This is a genomic window from Lysinibacillus sp. NPDC096212 (assembly GCF_044763105.1).
In the GTDB taxonomy this organism is placed as follows: Bacteria; Bacillota; Bacilli; order Bacillales_A; family Planococcaceae; genus Lysinibacillus.
On sequence record NZ_JBIWFQ010000022.1, the window covers coordinates 68,984 to 85,115 of the forward strand.

Below are 16,132 nucleotides of genomic sequence, written 5' to 3' on the forward strand. Positions count from 1 at the left end.
AAGAGAACTGATCTTTGTTAAAGATAGCAAATTAAATTTCTGCCCTAAAAGCTTTCCCCAGCTGATGTCCAAGTCCAAAATAATGGCGGAAATTATAAATAAGTGGGCTCCATTTATTTGGATCAATATAATTTTCTTTAACTATAATCTCCTTATGAGCATGTACATGTATTACTTGTGCCTCAACAATAGCAAAAAAGGGAGCATAATCAGGAATTCGAATATGTTTTACTCTTGCCTCAAGTAGAATTGGACACTCTGCAATTCTTGTAGGCTTTACTGATTTAGAATCGGTTGGCGTTAAATTACTAATTTTATATTTTTCTTTTTCAAATGTAAATCCATTCGCTCTCTTATATTCAGGAACGGGGTTTTTCCCTGTAAAAGGGGCTAATTTTTCTACATTCTCCCATAATGAATGATCTGGGACATTAATGACACATTCAGGATGTCGTTCTAAATTTTCAATAGCCTTTCCCCCAAGCCCAATTCCCAAAATAATACAATCCCCTAACATCCATGATGATGAAAGAGGGCTAATATTTACTGTGTCATCTTCATTTAGTGTAGTTAATAATATCACAGGTGTCCCGTAGTATAGAATTTTCGGATTAATCATTTCTGTTTTAGCAATTTGAGTCATTTTCTCTCCTCCTATCTGTACTTTCAATTTTCATAGTACAAGATAGATATTTCAATTTTCATCGAAATATAGATTGCGTTTTAAGACATATACTGTACCTTAGCAATTTAAATATTAAATGAAATGGAAAATGACCAGGCTCAACATTAATTGAAGTGCCTGGTCATATCCATTTCGTTATCGTTTATTTTTAATAACAACCTCAGTTACTGCTAACGCTTTTCTCGGTTTAATATTCTCCATAATAATATCCGCGATGTCATTAGGATTCATTAATGTCTTAGTTTTTTCCTCAGTAAATATCCCGTCCCAAAATTCTGTGCTCATACCACCCATGTATACAGCACATACATGAATAGATGTTTCACTTAATTCTAGTGCTAGACTTTCTGTAAATCCACGTACACCAAATTTACTAGCACAATAAACAGATTCCGTTACTTTTCCTTCTAGACCAGCTGTAGAAACGATATTGACAATTGTTCCTTCATTGCGTTCTTTCATACCTTTTAGCACTTCTTGTGTGCAAAAAATTGTTCCTTTTAGGTTAATATCAATCATTTGATGAACTGAATCCTCATTCAAGTTTTCAGCTTTATCAAAATAGCCAACACCAGCATTATTAATAAATAACTGAATTGATCCAAAATCCTCTTGGATAGAATGAATTACTTGAGCGACCATTTGTTTCGAAGTAACATCAACCTCATAAATAGAATAGCCATTGGTTAAAGCTTTAGCCGTATCCTCAAGCTTTGATTTCGTTCGACCGAGTAAACAAATGTGATTGCCTAAAGACGAATATTTTTTAGCAAGTGCTGCACCTAAACCACTGCCAGCCCCTGTTATAACAACGATATTTTTGCTCATATTAATCATCCTCTCTCACAGTTAATTATACCAGAATAGGAACTCCTATCAATAAGAGGAACGTTTTTTTGAAAAACATCAACCAAGAATGTTTCAAAAGATATTACGTCAGGGATAATTTTAAACTTTGTTAAACTAACATGGCTTGACTTAAATATTCGATTTGCGAAATCTCAAAACAAACAGAAATAGATCAATTCTACATATTCTGTAGATTGAATCCGTCTTTTTATATTAACAGCAACAATCTTTGAGAAAAGCTGTTGCTTATGGTTTGGCTATATTCTTCAACTAAACCAGCTAATAGTTTGTCTATTTACAATCACTCTTCAACTCCCATGAAAGAACTTAATCATCTTTCATTTTCTGTGGTGAAGTGCTGATTTTTGTGCTTCATGGATGGCTAACGGGTGTTTTTATCGAAATCCCTTCCTTTGTTGCTAATAAAAAAATAAACGACAAACCTAACATTAACCTAACGAAAAGTTTCCGTGTCTTAAAAAGCGATTAGCTTAAAATAACCTTAAAAAAATGAATAATGTTAATGTATACTTGAATTTTATTTAACCATTATTTAATATTATTAAAAAGGGAGGGGAAAATGTGAACCGTGATGAAGTACCAGCTTGGATTTTGTCTTTAGATAAAGAATCTGTTGAATTTATAAGAAAATTTATAATTAATTCTGGGTCTTTAAAGAATATATCTAAAATTTATGGTGTATCATATCCGACAGTAAGGACTAAATTAGATACATTAATTAAAAAAATTGAACTGAATAGCAAAACAGAAGACGTCGAGTTTGTAAATATGATTAAAAATTTGGTAATTGATGAACGGTTGAGTTTAGAGACGGCAAAATTGATTATTGATAAATATAAAGACGAAAGGAATGAAGGATAATGGATCCAATGTATAAATGGTTAATAGCCATTTTAATAGCCATAGTAATATTAGGAACTCAATTTTATTTATCTAGAAGAACTAACGTTTACTGGGGAGCAATTGTACCAGTTGTGTATTTAGTTATTATTTTTGGATGGTGGTATAACGGAATGGATAATTTCAATACTTATACACTATTTAAGGTTGCAGTTGTTGGTCCAGCAGTTTTATTAGGAATCTGGGCTAGAGGAAGAGAATCTCTAAAAAATAAAAGAAAAAAAGAATTAGAAAAAATGAAGTTACATGATATAAATTGAGGAACATAAAAATTTAGAGCATATTTGAAGATTGTTGCTATTAAAACATAAAAACTGAGTTAATCTACAAAATGTGTAGAATCAACTCTGTTTTTATGTTTGATATTTCGTAAATCGAATATTTAACTAAAGCGCCCGATTGTGGAATATCAAGATAGTGATTCCTCCTTTTCATTTGTTTAAATGTCTCATTCATCCTTCCAACTACGTAAAAGTTCTTCGAAAAAGAGTTTCGGTGCAGAGGAATGGTCATCTTGTAGATAGCTTTTTGCCACAGCCATAATATTTAACTTCGGAACAATAAATATATATTGTCCGTATAAGCCATTGGCATAGTAATATTCAATTTTGTTGTTACTATTAGTAATTTCACAAGTCCATAGCTGATAACCATAACCATATCCAGCTGTTCTGTCTTCTTCTGCTTCAAATTGTTTATATGGTTTTTTTGCCTCGTGGATCCAGTTAGATGAAATCACTTGATTTGATTTAAATTGCCCTTCGTTAAGTAATAAAAATCCAAACTTCACCATGTCTTCTAAATTTAATGAAATACTAAAGCCACCCTCGTGAATTCCTTGCGGGTCCTTTACCCATATGTATTTTTTTATCCCTAATGGATGGAATAGAAATTCTTCAGCAAATGAGGCGGTAGAACCTCCAGAAACTTTTTGGATGATCGCGCTTAGTAAATGAGAGTTTCCACTATTATATTCAAAGGTTGAACCTGGTCTATATATAACTGGTTGTTCTAGTATGAATTTAACCCAGTTTTTTGAACTTTGGAATTTTCCTACTTGTAACCCCGAAGTCATAGTCAGCAAATGAAATAATGTGATTTCCTCTTTCATTGGGTCATTGAACTCTAATATTTCCGGAAAGTAGTTATAAATAGGTTCATGAATGTTTTTTATTAGCCCTTTATCGACCATAATTCCAATTAATATAGACACAATACTTTTTGTAATGGAATAAACCTTTGTCGGATTTTTTACGACTTTTTTATTCTTTAAATATTCAAAGATCCGTGTATTTCCTTTATAAATGACAAAACCTTCAATTTTAATCTTCTTCACTTTCTTCTCTAACTCATTAAAAGATATTTCACTCATACATATAATCCCTCCTCCACTAAATTGCGTCATTAGTTTATGTACATCAGTTTATAATTTAACCTAAATTTTAACATAAATTCATTAATTTTATCAAAGGAGTTATTCAATTAAATGGCCCGATTGTTGAACACAACTTAAACAACACTGTTAAACTAACCTACCCCGTAGTTGAATAGCGCAATCATTTCGAAAACAGCCTAAAAAAAGATGAGAGCACTTAATAAAAGCACCCACTTTTTGGAAGCCGTACAAAATGAATTGAAAAATAATACCAACTACTCCCTAATCAGTAGTAGTTATTTCTTTTAAAAACCTCAGACAACAAATGAGAATAAAGAACTATAATGTTTTTATTCATTTCGACGCATAAAAGTTCCATTTCATTCTTACTTCCATGTCAATCAACACTTTTATGTTATTTTTTGGGTATTCAATACATATACTATTATATTTATTAATAAAATGACATAATTTCATCGAACACAGAATATAATTCTGGAGGGTGTTAAATGAATACAATTAAATCTTTAATTTTCCCCCAAGACTTGCATAAATTAAGCAAAACTCATCTCAAAGAGATTTGTAATAAAATGACTTTAGAAACAACCGGCAATGTAAATGAATTAGCAAGTAGAGTTTGGGACTCTTTTGAGCATATTGAAGGCGATGTTCTTAAAATGATAAGCAATAATATTTTCTCTGGAGCAGTTTCTTTAGCTTGGTACCAGGCAACAAATAAAACTGATTTAACAGGATTTAAACAAAGTATAATTAATAAAATGCCATTTAACCCTTTCGAAACAGTAGTTACACCAAATAGCAAAAATGTTCCTACTGATCCTACCATTATTGCTGCAGCTGAAATCCAAGATTCACAAGCATATTATTTAAGATTTATTCATAGAACTGGGGTTAATGTTGATTACTATTTAACTAACCGAAGAGAATACATTAAGCATGAAATTACAACAGTTTATATAGATGAAAGTACGGGAATAATTGAAGTACGAGCAAGTTCAGCTGTTGCCAAAAAAATTATTGCTTTGTTAACTAAAATTGTCGAGGATGAATACGAATTCAAACAGTATGATTTGTTAGAGAAATACGGGGGTACTCTTGAGTCTTTAGCTGATAACCTTCAAGGAAGGCTTATTGATGCTACAGGAAGACCAGCAGGATCAGTAAATACATTTGAAGAAACACAGGGTCAATCAATTGTGAGTATACTTTCTGCAATTGACGAATACTATACTAGTGGTGAATTATCAGTTCTAGAGCAAAATTTAAATAGCGAAGATATTACTGGCATTTTAGAAACAACACCTTTTACGTTGTTACTTTTAAGTGGACTTGAAACAATAGGATTAGGTAGTATTAGAGAACTACGAGGTTTACCATTATACAATTATTTAGAACCTTACCTATCCAAACAAAAAGGATCTATACTATTTGAACATAGTATTGGTGGAGTCAAACAAGAATATTCTATTCGAATCGGCGTTAATACAAAAACATTTAAGTTCAATGTATTTGCGTCTGAACCTGTATTGGATTATATTAGAGAAAAATTGATTTACCAAATTTATTCTGCGAGGTAAAAGTATTGAGCAATTTAAAGCCATGGGAAATTTCTCAAAAAATAGATAATGCACTTGAGGCAATTGCTATCAGTAAGATTGAAAAATTTTACCATAGTTATATTGCAAAAATAACTAACTTACCTCTTGGAGTAGTTATTGATACATTATCTGAATTAGAAAAAAAAGAAGCGCTCGTTATAAAATTAGAATTTCAATGCGAGGAATGTAGTAGAAGTATTTTAACTGCTAATAAATCTGAACTTGAAAATATTGATTCCATTCCTTGCAAGTATTGTGGTACAGAAAATTACTTCGATCCTTTAAACGCTATTCCAATAATCGAATTAAGTGATGATTTCAGACAAAGTTTTTCAAAAAAAAAATTAATAACAAAACGGAAAATGTCGGGTTAAGTAAACAAAATAAACCTGAGAGTTTAAGAGAAATTATCGATATTTTAGCCGAAGAAAATTCCGATCAATTATTAGAGAAAGTATCCAAGCTTGGGAAAGTTACTATTATCTTAGGAGATGGTTATATGGGTGATTCTAGTAAATATGGTGGTTTAACTTTTGGAGAAAACAAAGGTAATATAACTATTGAAAACAATGGTACACTCAATCAAGGGATAGCTAGCTTGCCTAATGACATTATCAATGCTTTACAACAGCTTCACGATGAAATTCAACACCTAGCTGAAGAACAACGAGAGATTGCAGAAGCTAATTTTGAACTCCTTCAAACTCATATAGAAAATGGAGATAAAGAGAAAGCTAAAAAACCATTAGAGAAATTAACTAGTATACTAGGTGTTATTAGCTCTATTGTATCTATCGCTTCTGCTTTAGGACTTGGAATTCCTTTAAAATAATAAGAGACTAAACAGGGGTACAAATTATTTTTGTACCCCTTAAATATATTTGTAAAAACAAAGCCTCCAGAAGAAAACGAGTCGATCAATGGCGTGAATATTTCTATTGTGAGTCACTGTCAGCGGATGTTCTAGTGGAAAAGGGTCATAAACGTACTTCAAAACGAGGGTCAAATAAAGGCAATGACAACATTATTAGTAATGGTTCTATTATGAAAGATCTACAACTACAAGTGCAAACAGGTATTTTCGGCACTGAAACAGGTATGATTAATTTACAATAATTAACAGAAGAAAGCCACTCATTATTTTTAAAATGAGTGGCTTTTCTTTAATTTTTTTTAACGTTATCTGTATGTATATGAATAACACGATTATTACTAACAAGAATCAAAACATTTTCTAGTTCTGCTATCATAATATGTTCTATTGCATATCTGATTTTCCATTCTTGAACAAAATCAAAACGATTAGAGTTCTAAAATTCTTTCATCATTGTGATTCTCTTTTTACTCAAATTTCGGGTACAAAGTGGGGTACAAGTTAATCTTGTACCCATTAAACCTTGATATATAAGCATTTGTAGTACTATCTAAATATATTATGTTCGTATAGGTAATCATACGAAAGATCGACAAACAAATATTCATGCTCGTTAATAGCAATAGAAAATGTTCTTGTAATTTCCCCTGTCTCGATATCTCGATATAGCTCTGAGATTTCTCCGCTTTGATCGTTGCGCATTTTAATGATTGTTTGTAGGAAGTATGGGCGCCAACTCCAGTTTTTATTGATGGCTCTTGGCTGCAATTCCCACTGTCCATCTATACGCATTACGTTTGGAGAAAGTTGGAAGCCGTCTTCATTACAAATATATACTCGGAACGAATAACTATCCAATAGCTGCGCTAAATGCTCTAAAAGTGTGGTGTTGTCACTAGAAGGTTTGACACGATGGACAATCGCTTCTAGCTCCTCTCTCAGCTTTTTCAACTCGAAATATTGCGCCTCTAGAATTTTCTTTTCAGAGGTAATAAACTGCTGGCACTCTTCCTTAAAACGTTCCTTTAAAATATCCTTCTCTACGAATGTTATTGCAGGGTTTGCCAAGTATCGCCCCTGATAAAATCGGCCTCCATTCTTCCAAGCAAACTGCAATTGATACACAGTTTCGATTCCTTCGAATAAAAGATTTGCGCCAATTTTATAAGCAAGACTACCTATTGCTGATATCATATCAGACTGTGCAGACCAAGAATCATAATTTAAGTCTTGAATATTGACCTTTAAAATTTGTGGTGATAATAAAGCAATGTGCTCTAAATGACTCTCCGCTCCCACTTCCTGAACGGCAATTTTGACACCAAAAGTCGTAAAGTAACGTACTGCATGGTGCAGCTTTTGAATATCACCTAAAAAACGATGCTCAGAAACAACTAATACAATACGATGTAAATCCTCTTCACTTATATATTGTTGAATAATATTAAAATGACTTTCACCAAAATCCTGCATCAATAAGTTCGGATTACTAGGAATATAAATATCAATATCTTGCCCGATTTCTTCTACTTTGGCTAATGCAGCATGTAGAATTTTATGTTCCATATCAATACGATACTCTTCTGGAATATCTTCATTATTCACAAAATCTTTTAAATTAATTTGTTGATCCTCGATTTGTAACTGTCCGGAAATTTCGTAGGCAATCACCGTATGCGCATCCGCGCTAAAAATAGGTTGAAAATACCCATGTATTTGATCTAAATTTGTTAAAACTTCAATTGCATCCATTGTCGAAACCTCCATACATGATGTTATCCAAGAATAACATTACATTCGCAGCTCATTACATGAAAAAAGCTCTCTGACTGTATAATAATTTGTTTAAAGAAAATTGGCAACTTCACATGGCGTTATTTTATGGAATAAATCTGTTCTGAAATTTAACAAACTTCCACCTAACTGATTTATTTTTTTCTGACAATTCATCACTAATAACGATTTTCTCGCAAAATAGGTTGCTTAAGTACGCTTATTTTTATTTAGCGTCACTCTTTATGCATTCACTAAATTTTTCATGTATTGCTGTGTAAAAAAACTCCCTCAGAATTCCTTTATCATTATAACTTATGCAACAATTCAATGTGAAAGCCAAGATAACTAAAGTTTTTCATCCTATATCCTAAAATAATTCAGCCGTTCACCCACTACAGTAAAAAAGCAGTATTCCAAAGTATGGATTATACCCTACAGGAATACTGCTCATGACTATTCTGACATAAAGAAATACCAAATAATCGCAATTGTAATTAAAGATAGAATAACAGCAATTGTTACACGAAGTGGTGAAATTGGGGCATCCCCACCTACTCGACCTGTTTGTCCATTTACCATAAATCGATAAATTTTCTCTTTGTAACGGAATGAAGAAAGCCAAATCGGCAACATTAGATATTTGTATGTAATATCATCATGAGTTGTTGAGAAATGTAAATTGGATACTACATCCGCATTATGTTCCCAACGTATTTTTGAGGTAATTTGTGCATTCAGATGATTAGAAATTTCCCTCTTCGCCTGACTCCACCCGTCCTGTAAACCAATACTGTAGCGTTCTGATAAAAATCCTGATACATATTCCGGCTTATAGGCTTTATTATTGAGTAAATTAAAGGGTTCTATTTTTCTCATCATATTACGATCATAACGGATTGTCGCACTTATTAAATGATCATCAATAAATTCCTGATAAAAACCACTTGTAGAATACCAGTCTGTTTCAGTTCGAGTATTTCCATCTTTATCTGTAACTGTGCGATGTCTACCGTATCTTGCAGAATACCTTGAGCTTGTTTTCGTGTCAAAGGTCCAATAAGGAAGATAAACCCCTTTAAATGAATCAGGCTTTGCACTATCCTTTGCTGCTCTCGGTGTAAACCATTTTCCCTTAATCCAACTTTTGAAGTTCTCTCCCGCTTGCTTATCTGTTATTTCAAATGCGCATACTCCGTTCGGGGCTAGCGTATTTTCAGCACTAGCCTCCATAACCTGATTAGAACCACAGTATGGGCAACTATCAGCTACCTGTAATGCATCATAAATCGTTTCTGCCGCACAGGATTTACAAATGACTGTTTTTTTCTCAACACCCCAGTTAAAATTCCCACGTTCTTCAGCCATTGCAAAATCCATTTCCTGGGCAACTTTTTCCTCTTGCTTCTCTGGGGCTGCAATTTCAGTTTCATAGCCACAATAAGGACATGTCAGTTTTCCAGTTGCTGGGTTAAATTCAATAGATGCACTACATGATGGACACTCAGCGTCAAAATCAAGCTTTACTTGTTTAGCATTTTCAGCATCTTGAGTTGGCATCATTAGTCATCTCCTTACTTAACATCATTCTCATCAAACACATCGCCACACTCTGGACAGAATTTTGGTGGGTTTGCAGGATCTTCTGGCAGCCAACCACATTTATCACAAACGTATTGTAATGCTCCTGAAGGTTTTTTAGCACCACATTCGCTACAGAATTTGCCTTTGTTGACAGCACCACAAGTACAAGTCCATCCTTCCTCAGCAGGTTTTGGTGTCCCACAATTTGAGCAGAATTTACCAGTGTTTTCGTTGCCACATGCACATTTCCATGTATCTGAATTCATCGGTGTTTGACCTTGCTGAGCTGCCTGTTTATTTTGCTCATTCATTTGGTAAAGCTGTCCTGCATTAACTCCTCCTGCTTGAGTCGCCATGTTCATGCCCATAAATCCTGCCATTGCTCCGCCATCATTATTGGCTGCTGCAATCATTGCTTCCGCCTGAGCACCTGTTAAATGAGCTGCAGCCATACCCGGGTCACGCATCACTGCATTTCGTTGTAGTTGTTTAATCATTGCTTCATCTTCTTCTGATGCTTTTAATGAACTAATGCCAAAGGATACAATTGCTAAACCACGAGTTGCTAGCCATTTCTCCGATAACACTTTATTAAGGGCATCTGCTAGAGCAACCGTATGTGCAGGAATTTCACTATAGCGTACCCCGCTTGCTGAAATATGTGCGAAAGCCGGCTGTAACGCAGTCATTAATTCCGTTTTTAATTGGCTATCGATTGCATCTCTTGTAAATTCACGCTCAACGTTTCCACATACATTTGTATAGAATAGTAATGGATCAACAATTTTATAAGAATATTCGCCATGGCAACGAATAGCAATATCAATATCTAGGCCGATGTTACGGTCGATAACACGGAAAGGAATCGGTGCTGGTGTCCCATATTTATTGCCTACGATTTCTTTTTTATTAAAATAGTACACACGCTGATCCTTTGCAGGTTCTCCGCCAAATGTGAAGCGTTTACCAATCTGCTTGAATGTTTCCTTTATACCTTCGGACAAATCATTGTCATACATTATCGAAGGCTCTGTGGATGTATCATAAACATACTCACCAGACTCCGCAGAAAACTCCACTACTTTCCCTTGCTCGACAATCATCATACATTGCCCTTCATTAATAGCAATAATAGAACCATTACTAATAATGTTGTCATTGCCTTTATTTGAACCTCGTTTTGAAGTACGTTTATGACCCTTTTCCACTAGAACATCCGCTGACAGTGACTCACAATAGAAATATTCACGCCATTGATCTTCTAGAACACCTGCTAATGCGCCAACTCCTGCTTTTAATAAACCCATATTTATTCCCACCTTCAACTTATATACTTAAGATTTATTTTATCATATCAATTATGCCTCGGCTTAATTACGTCCGGATTCGGCTTTGTCCTTAGACCTGCATGAGGGCTGACACGATATCGGTCATTTCGGTATTGCCACAGGAGTGTAGCGTTTTTACCAATGCAGGCCAGTTAGCCATTATCTCATGAACGCGATTATTTTAGGCAATCATCCAATATGAACTCCTTTCCGAATCAGTGACATTCGCCGAAAGAAGTTAAAATTAATCTAATCATTATGTAGTACGCATAAAAAGGATAATTTGTTTCATTTTTTTTAAACTTCTCTATAAAAAGAGATAGCTCCAAAGGAACTACCTCTATCGTATTGTAAATACTATATCGTTTTTTTAGTGAATCTTAGCGTTTCTTAAGATAATGCGGTAATAGCCACAAGCACCCAGGCAACGATAAATAACAGACCGCCGATTGGGGTAATCGCTCCAAGCTTTTTCACACCTGTAACAGCTAATACATATAAACTACCTGAGAAAAACACAATACCTGCCAACATTAAATAGCCTGCCCAAGAAAGCATACTAGAAGCTCCTAAAAGGGCTTCACTCGATAAAATACCAAGCACAAGTAAACCTATTGAATGATACATATGGTATTGCACCGCAGTTTCCCAAACGGTAGCGTAGTATGGTGACGCAAATTTATCTTTTAATGCATGTGCTCCAAAAGCGCCTAGCACGACACCAAGACAAGCCATAATTGCACCGATTGCCAATAAAAGTTCCATGTATGATTCTCCTATTTCGTTTCGCGTGCGATTTCTTTATATTTCGCATCCCAAGCAGGATCAATTTTACTTAAGGATACCGGACGTAACGTATCTTTTTGAGCTAGAATATGTACGGACTGAGCAGTAGCTGCAATCGTGCCATCTTCATGTAAAATTTCATAGCCATATGTTGTACGTAAACGATCGTGTTTTTCCACCCATGTACGGACCGTTGCCACTTGGCCATAATGCATAGCAGCCTTATAAGAAATGGATAAATCCATCACTGGCGATACATAACCGTCTTTCTCTAATTCAGCATACTCAAAGCCTGCATCATTAACTAACTGAGAACGGCCTATCTCCATCCAAATGATATAGTTCGCATGATACACCACGCCCATTTGGTCGGTCTCAGCATATCGAATTTCGATTTGTTTTTCACTAACAAACATTTTCTTCACCTCGTCCTACATTATAGCGTAAAAATATTGATTTGGCGGTGTTTTTGCTTTATTGATTAAGAAAATAACAAAATTTTAATTTCACAAAATCTTGAAGTTCTATTTAAAAATTAATTTGGTAATAAATGTTAGTTTCTGTTTTTGCCCGTTGCACCCCGCTTAATTGGGGTACAAATTGGGGTTCACTGGGTACAAAAAATATAAAATTATATAACACCGGGCAGGTGCAAAGGATAAAAAAGAAAAAAGTCACTCAAAAAAATAATGTAGTGACTTGGACCAAATTTTTCCTAAATTCATCTAGACTTACATTATTTAGTTACCTATCATTAAAAATGAGGTGATACTTTGTCAGGCATTTTTAAATTTACAAAATACATTCTTATATTCATTTCTGCGATTCAGTTAACTAGGTTCAGTCCAGAATATTTAGAACCCATACTTCTATATGAATATCTTATATTTATAGGACTTTTTATTATACTTGGTGTATTGGATGATTTTTTTAAACCTAGTAAAAGTACAAATATTTTATTACGTATAGCCATTATCATTTGCTCTCTTGCTTTATTGATTACATCAGTCTCTTTTAAATCCACTTCTTCAATTATTTTTTCTATAGTAATGATTATTGCAGTTAGTTTCTCAATATTTTTAGAAATTAAGCAAAAGGAAGATTAACACCTTTTGCTTTTTTCCCTCTCCACTAGATTTTTTTCTCCAGTCCTCATAACTAATGAACGGCACTGCAACACTTGGCAGCTTTACCTGTTTATAAGCTTTGTTAAAAGCTTGCCGTAAGTTAGCCCTAAGTCACACATAAGCATCGATTCGAGCAGCTAATTGCTTTTGGTACGTATCATCCATGTAATCCTTGCCTCTACGGTACTCTGGCAACTTTCCATTGACCATGTAAATCGTATACAACGACATTGTATATCCATCGATGCAACGCCCCATAACCTCGGAGCCTTTGATTTCCATGATCCGTAATGGTAGTAGCCATCTATAACCACTCCTTTATTTACAATACCAAACTTTGAATAGATACATATACTGAAAATAAAAATACCCCAATTAGTAACCAACTATAAGCTTTTCTCTCTCTTTGAAATTCTTTAATTCCTAAATTTAACATAAATAAACCTAAGAAGAATATCATTAGGAAGTTCAGTTGGTAATCACGTGTGATAAGTCCATAAGCTGATAGAGATATTACTATGATTGCAAAAACAATTTGTAAAATTTTCAGCATACCTTTCCACTCCTCTTTAAATTTCATTTTCATTTATCATACATTAACAAAGAGGTCATGGAAATGACTGTAAATTTTTAGCCTTATATATTAATTAAGATACCTAATCTCTTAAAAACTATGGGCCGGCCGAGTTTGTCTCGCTCCGAACTAGTCTGCCAAGCGCAGATCGGTCGTCGGTCTGTCTCTCCCTAATATTTAGGATTTCATAAATACCAAGGGAGGAAAACCCTTGCTATCCTACCTCCGATTTCACACTACCAATTGTTTAAAATGATACGTTTGGAACATCTGTAACACCTATTCATCTAATCACATCGCACAAATCATACCTCTCCAATTACTTACGCATTTATCTAAAATCTGTTAGATTATTCTCAAATACATTTAAGAGGTGATGAAATTGTTAACTGAAAAGAAAACATGTCGAGACGAATTACTAATTGCTATTCAAAAATTAATTGATTCGAAAGGTAAGAATGAATTTTCTATTAAGGAAGTTGTTATTTTCATGAATAGTCTAGGGACTAAATTTAAAAAAGGTACTATAGAAAATCATGTTAGATATAGATGTTGTGCTAATGCTACAAAACGTTATCATGCAAGTAATTATGATGATTTATTAAAATTAAGAAAAGGCTTTTATTCTTTAATAATAAGATAATGTGAAGCAACCCGAAGGTCACTTCATTTTAATCGTTCTCTTACTCGTTGTAAGCTTGTATGGCTCATGTTTAGCCCCAATCCAACGGAAAAGCATACCTTCTAGCAACCAGTAAAGTACCTCTTGCTCGATCTCGCCAGTTAGGATTTCAATATAAATCTTCTGTTAGCTCTCTAATTTTCACCTTTTTTATTCGTTTCTCTAAGTGGTCAATATATTCATTTAGCCATTGTTTATGTTCCAAGAATTGTATCCCTTCCATCTTATCAATAAGTTGTTTATAAAATAACTGTTGTTCTATTGCCCTAGCAGCCAAGAGGGAAACTGCCCGACACTCACTTTTCAGAGCAAAAAAACAGTCACGCTCAAATGAACGTGACTTAATGTTTCTATTTCAGACTAGGTATTATACTTAATTAGATATTACTGCCCGTTTGTCACTGTTGGGATACCACGTTGAAGAAGTCCGGCTAAACCAGATAATGTACGATGTCCAGCTGCTTCACCTCGTCGGCCATAAGCAACGATTGAAGAAGTTGTTCCCATCTCAACTGTACTTCTCCATAAACCTTCACCAGTTTCTCGTACCGCTTTATCGACTTTGTGAATGAATTCTGAATCTCCGTTATTAGCGAATGTATATAAATATCCTGTTGAATACGGATGATCATTAATTAATCCAGTAAGGTTTAAAACATCATCACTAGTTGGAGTTTGAGTCCCAAAGAATGTTTTGGCAGCCGTGAAAGTAGATCCAGATAAAGTAGCTGGTGAGCCATTAGTTAATGGGACCATAGCCATCAGAGCTTTTGATCTGTTAGCAAGTACATAATTCTTGTAATAGTTGCTTAGTTTTTTAGATGAAGTAACTAGACTCGATTCTGTAAGTACATAAATATTATTTGTTGGAACAACACCATGACCTAACCAAACGAGAGATGCACCTACATATGAATCATATCCTGATGAAACATACGGTGCTCGCAATTGTGCCCAAGTAGTACCTTTAGCACCACCACCAATTGCAATCGAAACAGAATTCGAATCAATAGCGTTACCAAAAGCGTTAATCAAGTTAACTCCAGCGTTAAAAATATTTGTATAAAGAGGATCTTTTTCAATTTCAGTTTGAGAATGGCCAAGAACAACGTCATGGTAGTAAGCTAAAGAACCTAACATCGCATACGTAGTATTAACAACACCATTAGCCACTTTAAAAGTTGATCCATCAGCTGTTTTGAATGAACGAACAGTTGGACTTGTTGTACCAAATGATCCCGGATCAGTCATAAGAGTTTTACCGTGACCCGAATTTTGGCAGTGATATAGTATTTTTTGATAGTGTCGAGTAAGTGCTGTATTCAAGTATGCTGCTTGTGAATCTCCTGAACCATTTACACCTAAATTATTATACGCATGAGTTGATTTACGAAGCATAGATAATGCTACTAACATAATTGGATAACCTGGATCAATTTCAACAACCCCCGCATCCCAAGCTGTACTACCACTCGGAATTTCAATTGTGGCCTCTATTTTAGTATGAATAGGTATTGTATAGAAGATATTTAAGTTATTAACAATTGCACTCATCACTCGATAAGAATCTGAATGATTTGAACCAATTTTGTCGTAAAGCGTTGTCAAGAATTGAATTTGCCATCCCATGCGTTGTAAACCAACTCCCGGAACTGCTCGCCCTTCGAAAACTCGCCCCTGTGCAATTTGTGCTTCTCCAGCTCCTCTATAAGAAGAACCTTCTGGGAATTGTTCGTTAAAGAATTTTAATGCTTCGTTTACTGTGTTTAATACTGCCATTTTTTTCACCTCTCGAATCATTCATCACATTACCAATATTTGGATTTATATACTAATTAAGTCACACAATCTCTAAATATGTGTCGGCCAAGTTTGTCGCGCTCCGAACTAGTCTGCCAAGCGCAGGTTGGTCGTCAGTCTGTCTTTCCCTAATATTAAGGGAATGCTAAATACCA

General features: G+C 34.4%; 19 protein-coding genes. 8 read left to right on the forward strand and 11 right to left on the reverse strand.

The genetic code is table 11. From position 1 onward, the window contains the following. Positions 1-31 precede the first annotated feature (31 nt). Together ACIQ7T_RS19455 and ACIQ7T_RS19460 are read right to left on the reverse strand one after the other, a co-directional pair. Positions 32-643 carry a flavin reductase family protein gene (locus tag ACIQ7T_RS19455; protein WP_402872729.1) on the reverse strand — a complete coding sequence of 204 codons (612 nt, stop codon included), beginning with the start codon at positions 641-643 and terminating at the stop codon, positions 32-34. 177 nt (positions 644-820) lie between these two features. Beyond that, positions 821-1,513, reverse strand: coding sequence for an SDR family oxidoreductase (locus ACIQ7T_RS19460; protein WP_402872731.1), 693 nt, complete (start codon positions 1,511-1,513; stop codon positions 821-823). A gap of 603 nt (positions 1,514-2,116) precedes the next feature. Between ACIQ7T_RS19460 and ACIQ7T_RS19465 the strand changes: the two genes are divergently transcribed. Together ACIQ7T_RS19465 and ACIQ7T_RS19470 are read left to right on the forward strand one after the other, a co-directional pair. After that, positions 2,117-2,416, forward strand: coding sequence for a DUF2089 family protein (locus ACIQ7T_RS19465; protein ID WP_370080191.1), 300 nt, complete (start codon positions 2,117-2,119; stop codon positions 2,414-2,416). Next, on the forward strand, positions 2,416-2,715 hold the full coding sequence (locus tag ACIQ7T_RS19470; RefSeq protein ID WP_370080193.1) for a hypothetical protein: 300 nt from the start codon (positions 2,416-2,418) through the stop codon (positions 2,713-2,715). Before ACIQ7T_RS19465 ends, ACIQ7T_RS19470 begins: the two co-directional genes overlap by 1 nt. A 188-nt stretch (positions 2,716-2,903) precedes the next feature. Here ACIQ7T_RS19470 and ACIQ7T_RS19475 read toward each other — a convergent pair whose 3' ends face one another. Then, entirely contained in the window at positions 2,904-3,827 is a 924-nt protein-coding gene (locus ACIQ7T_RS19475; protein ID WP_339280472.1) for a serine hydrolase domain-containing protein, read from the reverse strand. Positions 3,828-4,339: 512 nt separating this feature from the next. Here ACIQ7T_RS19475 and ACIQ7T_RS19480 point away from each other — a divergent pair. From ACIQ7T_RS19480 to ACIQ7T_RS19495, 4 genes are all read left to right on the forward strand, one after another. Further along, positions 4,340-5,428: a hypothetical protein gene (locus ACIQ7T_RS19480; protein ID WP_370080197.1), complete on the forward strand. Its 1,089-nt coding sequence runs from the start codon at positions 4,340-4,342 to the stop codon at positions 5,426-5,428. Between the two features lie 5 nt (positions 5,429-5,433). Beyond that, positions 5,434-5,823 (forward strand): hypothetical protein, encoded by a 390-nt coding sequence (locus ACIQ7T_RS19485; RefSeq protein WP_370080199.1) that lies wholly within the window; start codon positions 5,434-5,436, stop codon positions 5,821-5,823. 125 nt (positions 5,824-5,948) lie between these two features. Beyond that, the gene (locus tag ACIQ7T_RS19490) at positions 5,949-6,281 is read left to right on the forward strand and encodes a hypothetical protein (protein ID WP_370080201.1); all 333 of its coding nucleotides are present in this window, start codon (positions 5,949-5,951) and stop codon (positions 6,279-6,281) included. Between the two features lie 134 nt (positions 6,282-6,415). Beyond that, the gene (locus tag ACIQ7T_RS19495; protein WP_370080203.1) at positions 6,416-6,565 is read left to right on the forward strand and encodes a hypothetical protein; all 150 of its coding nucleotides are present in this window, start codon (positions 6,416-6,418) and stop codon (positions 6,563-6,565) included. Positions 6,566-6,869: 304 nt separating this feature from the next. Here the strand turns inward: ACIQ7T_RS19495 and ACIQ7T_RS19500 are convergent, their stop codons facing one another. From ACIQ7T_RS19500 to ACIQ7T_RS19520, 5 genes are all read right to left on the reverse strand, one after another. Then, complete coding sequence (locus ACIQ7T_RS19500) at positions 6,870-8,075, reverse strand: EAL domain-containing protein (RefSeq protein ID WP_370080205.1); 1,206 nt, start codon at positions 8,073-8,075, stop codon at positions 6,870-6,872. A gap of 477 nt (positions 8,076-8,552) precedes the next feature. Further along, positions 8,553-9,656 carry a TFIIB-type zinc ribbon-containing protein gene (locus tag ACIQ7T_RS19505; RefSeq protein WP_370080316.1) on the reverse strand — a complete coding sequence of 368 codons (1,104 nt, stop codon included), beginning with the start codon at positions 9,654-9,656 and terminating at the stop codon, positions 8,553-8,555. A 14-nt stretch (positions 9,657-9,670) separates the two neighbouring features. Further along, the gene (locus ACIQ7T_RS19510) at positions 9,671-10,987 is read right to left on the reverse strand and encodes an SPFH domain-containing protein (protein WP_402872740.1); all 1,317 of its coding nucleotides are present in this window, start codon (positions 10,985-10,987) and stop codon (positions 9,671-9,673) included. Between the two features lie 411 nt (positions 10,988-11,398). Further along, positions 11,399-11,773: a DUF423 domain-containing protein gene (locus ACIQ7T_RS19515; RefSeq protein ID WP_370080209.1), complete on the reverse strand. Its 375-nt coding sequence runs from the start codon at positions 11,771-11,773 to the stop codon at positions 11,399-11,401. A gap of 11 nt (positions 11,774-11,784) precedes the next feature. Then, the gene (locus tag ACIQ7T_RS19520) at positions 11,785-12,210 is read right to left on the reverse strand and encodes an acyl-CoA thioesterase (RefSeq protein ID WP_049664899.1); all 426 of its coding nucleotides are present in this window, start codon (positions 12,208-12,210) and stop codon (positions 11,785-11,787) included. 357 nt (positions 12,211-12,567) lie between these two features. Between ACIQ7T_RS19520 and ACIQ7T_RS19525 the strand changes: the two genes are divergently transcribed. Further along, positions 12,568-12,900 (forward strand): hypothetical protein, encoded by a 333-nt coding sequence (locus tag ACIQ7T_RS19525; RefSeq protein WP_370080213.1) that lies wholly within the window; start codon positions 12,568-12,570, stop codon positions 12,898-12,900. A 199-nt stretch (positions 12,901-13,099) separates the two neighbouring features. Here the strand turns inward: ACIQ7T_RS19525 and ACIQ7T_RS19530 are convergent, their stop codons facing one another. Together ACIQ7T_RS19530 and ACIQ7T_RS19535 are read right to left on the reverse strand one after the other, a co-directional pair. Next, on the reverse strand, positions 13,100-13,225 hold the full coding sequence (locus ACIQ7T_RS19530; protein ID WP_370080215.1) for a hypothetical protein: 126 nt from the start codon (positions 13,223-13,225) through the stop codon (positions 13,100-13,102). 18 nt (positions 13,226-13,243) lie between these two features. Then, complete coding sequence (locus ACIQ7T_RS19535) at positions 13,244-13,474, reverse strand: DUF3953 domain-containing protein (protein WP_370080217.1); 231 nt, start codon at positions 13,472-13,474, stop codon at positions 13,244-13,246. Between the two features lie 403 nt (positions 13,475-13,877). Here ACIQ7T_RS19535 and ACIQ7T_RS19540 point away from each other — a divergent pair, with 403 nt between their 5' ends. Continuing rightward, positions 13,878-14,138, forward strand: a complete 261-nt coding sequence (locus ACIQ7T_RS19540; RefSeq protein ID WP_370080219.1) for a DUF7669 domain-containing protein — start codon at positions 13,878-13,880, stop codon at positions 14,136-14,138. A gap of 423 nt (positions 14,139-14,561) precedes the next feature. On the opposite strand, the gene ACIQ7T_RS19545 is transcribed toward ACIQ7T_RS19540, so the two are convergent. Next, complete coding sequence (locus ACIQ7T_RS19545) at positions 14,562-15,956, reverse strand: hypothetical protein (protein ID WP_370080221.1); 1,395 nt, start codon at positions 15,954-15,956, stop codon at positions 14,562-14,564. Between the last annotated feature and the right edge of the window lie 176 nt (positions 15,957-16,132).

Coding starts and splice junctions, on each gene's coding strand:
- ACIQ7T_RS19500 (WP_370080205.1), bottom strand. CDS start 8,075: ATGGATGCAATTGAAGTTTTAACAAATTTAGATCAAATACATGGGTAT.
- ACIQ7T_RS19460 (WP_402872731.1), bottom strand. CDS start 1,513: ATGAGCAAAAATATCGTTGTTATAACAGGGGCTGGCAGTGGTTTAGGT.
- ACIQ7T_RS19470 (WP_370080193.1), top strand. CDS start 2,416: ATGGATCCAATGTATAAATGGTTAATAGCCATTTTAATAGCCATAGTA.
- ACIQ7T_RS19530 (WP_370080215.1), bottom strand. CDS start 13,225: ATGGCTACTACCATTACGGATCATGGAAATCAAAGGCTCCGAGGTTAT.
- ACIQ7T_RS19480 (WP_370080197.1), top strand. CDS start 4,340: ATGAATACAATTAAATCTTTAATTTTCCCCCAAGACTTGCATAAATTA.
- ACIQ7T_RS19515 (WP_370080209.1), bottom strand. CDS start 11,773: ATGGAACTTTTATTGGCAATCGGTGCAATTATGGCTTGTCTTGGTGTC.
- ACIQ7T_RS19535 (WP_370080217.1), bottom strand. CDS start 13,474: ATGCTGAAAATTTTACAAATTGTTTTTGCAATCATAGTAATATCTCTA.
- ACIQ7T_RS19490 (WP_370080201.1), top strand. CDS start 5,949: ATGGGTGATTCTAGTAAATATGGTGGTTTAACTTTTGGAGAAAACAAA.
- ACIQ7T_RS19505 (WP_370080316.1), bottom strand. CDS start 9,656: ATGCCAACTCAAGATGCTGAAAATGCTAAACAAGTAAAGCTTGATTTT.
- ACIQ7T_RS19545 (WP_370080221.1), bottom strand. CDS start 15,956: ATGGCAGTATTAAACACAGTAAACGAAGCATTAAAATTCTTTAACGAA.
- ACIQ7T_RS19520 (WP_049664899.1), bottom strand. CDS start 12,210: ATGTTTGTTAGTGAAAAACAAATCGAAATTCGATATGCTGAGACCGAC.
- ACIQ7T_RS19475 (WP_339280472.1), bottom strand. CDS start 3,827: ATGAGTGAAATATCTTTTAATGAGTTAGAGAAGAAAGTGAAGAAGATT.
- ACIQ7T_RS19510 (WP_402872740.1), bottom strand. CDS start 10,987: ATGGGTTTATTAAAAGCAGGAGTTGGCGCATTAGCAGGTGTTCTAGAA.
- ACIQ7T_RS19455 (WP_402872729.1), bottom strand. CDS start 643: ATGACTCAAATTGCTAAAACAGAAATGATTAATCCGAAAATTCTATAC.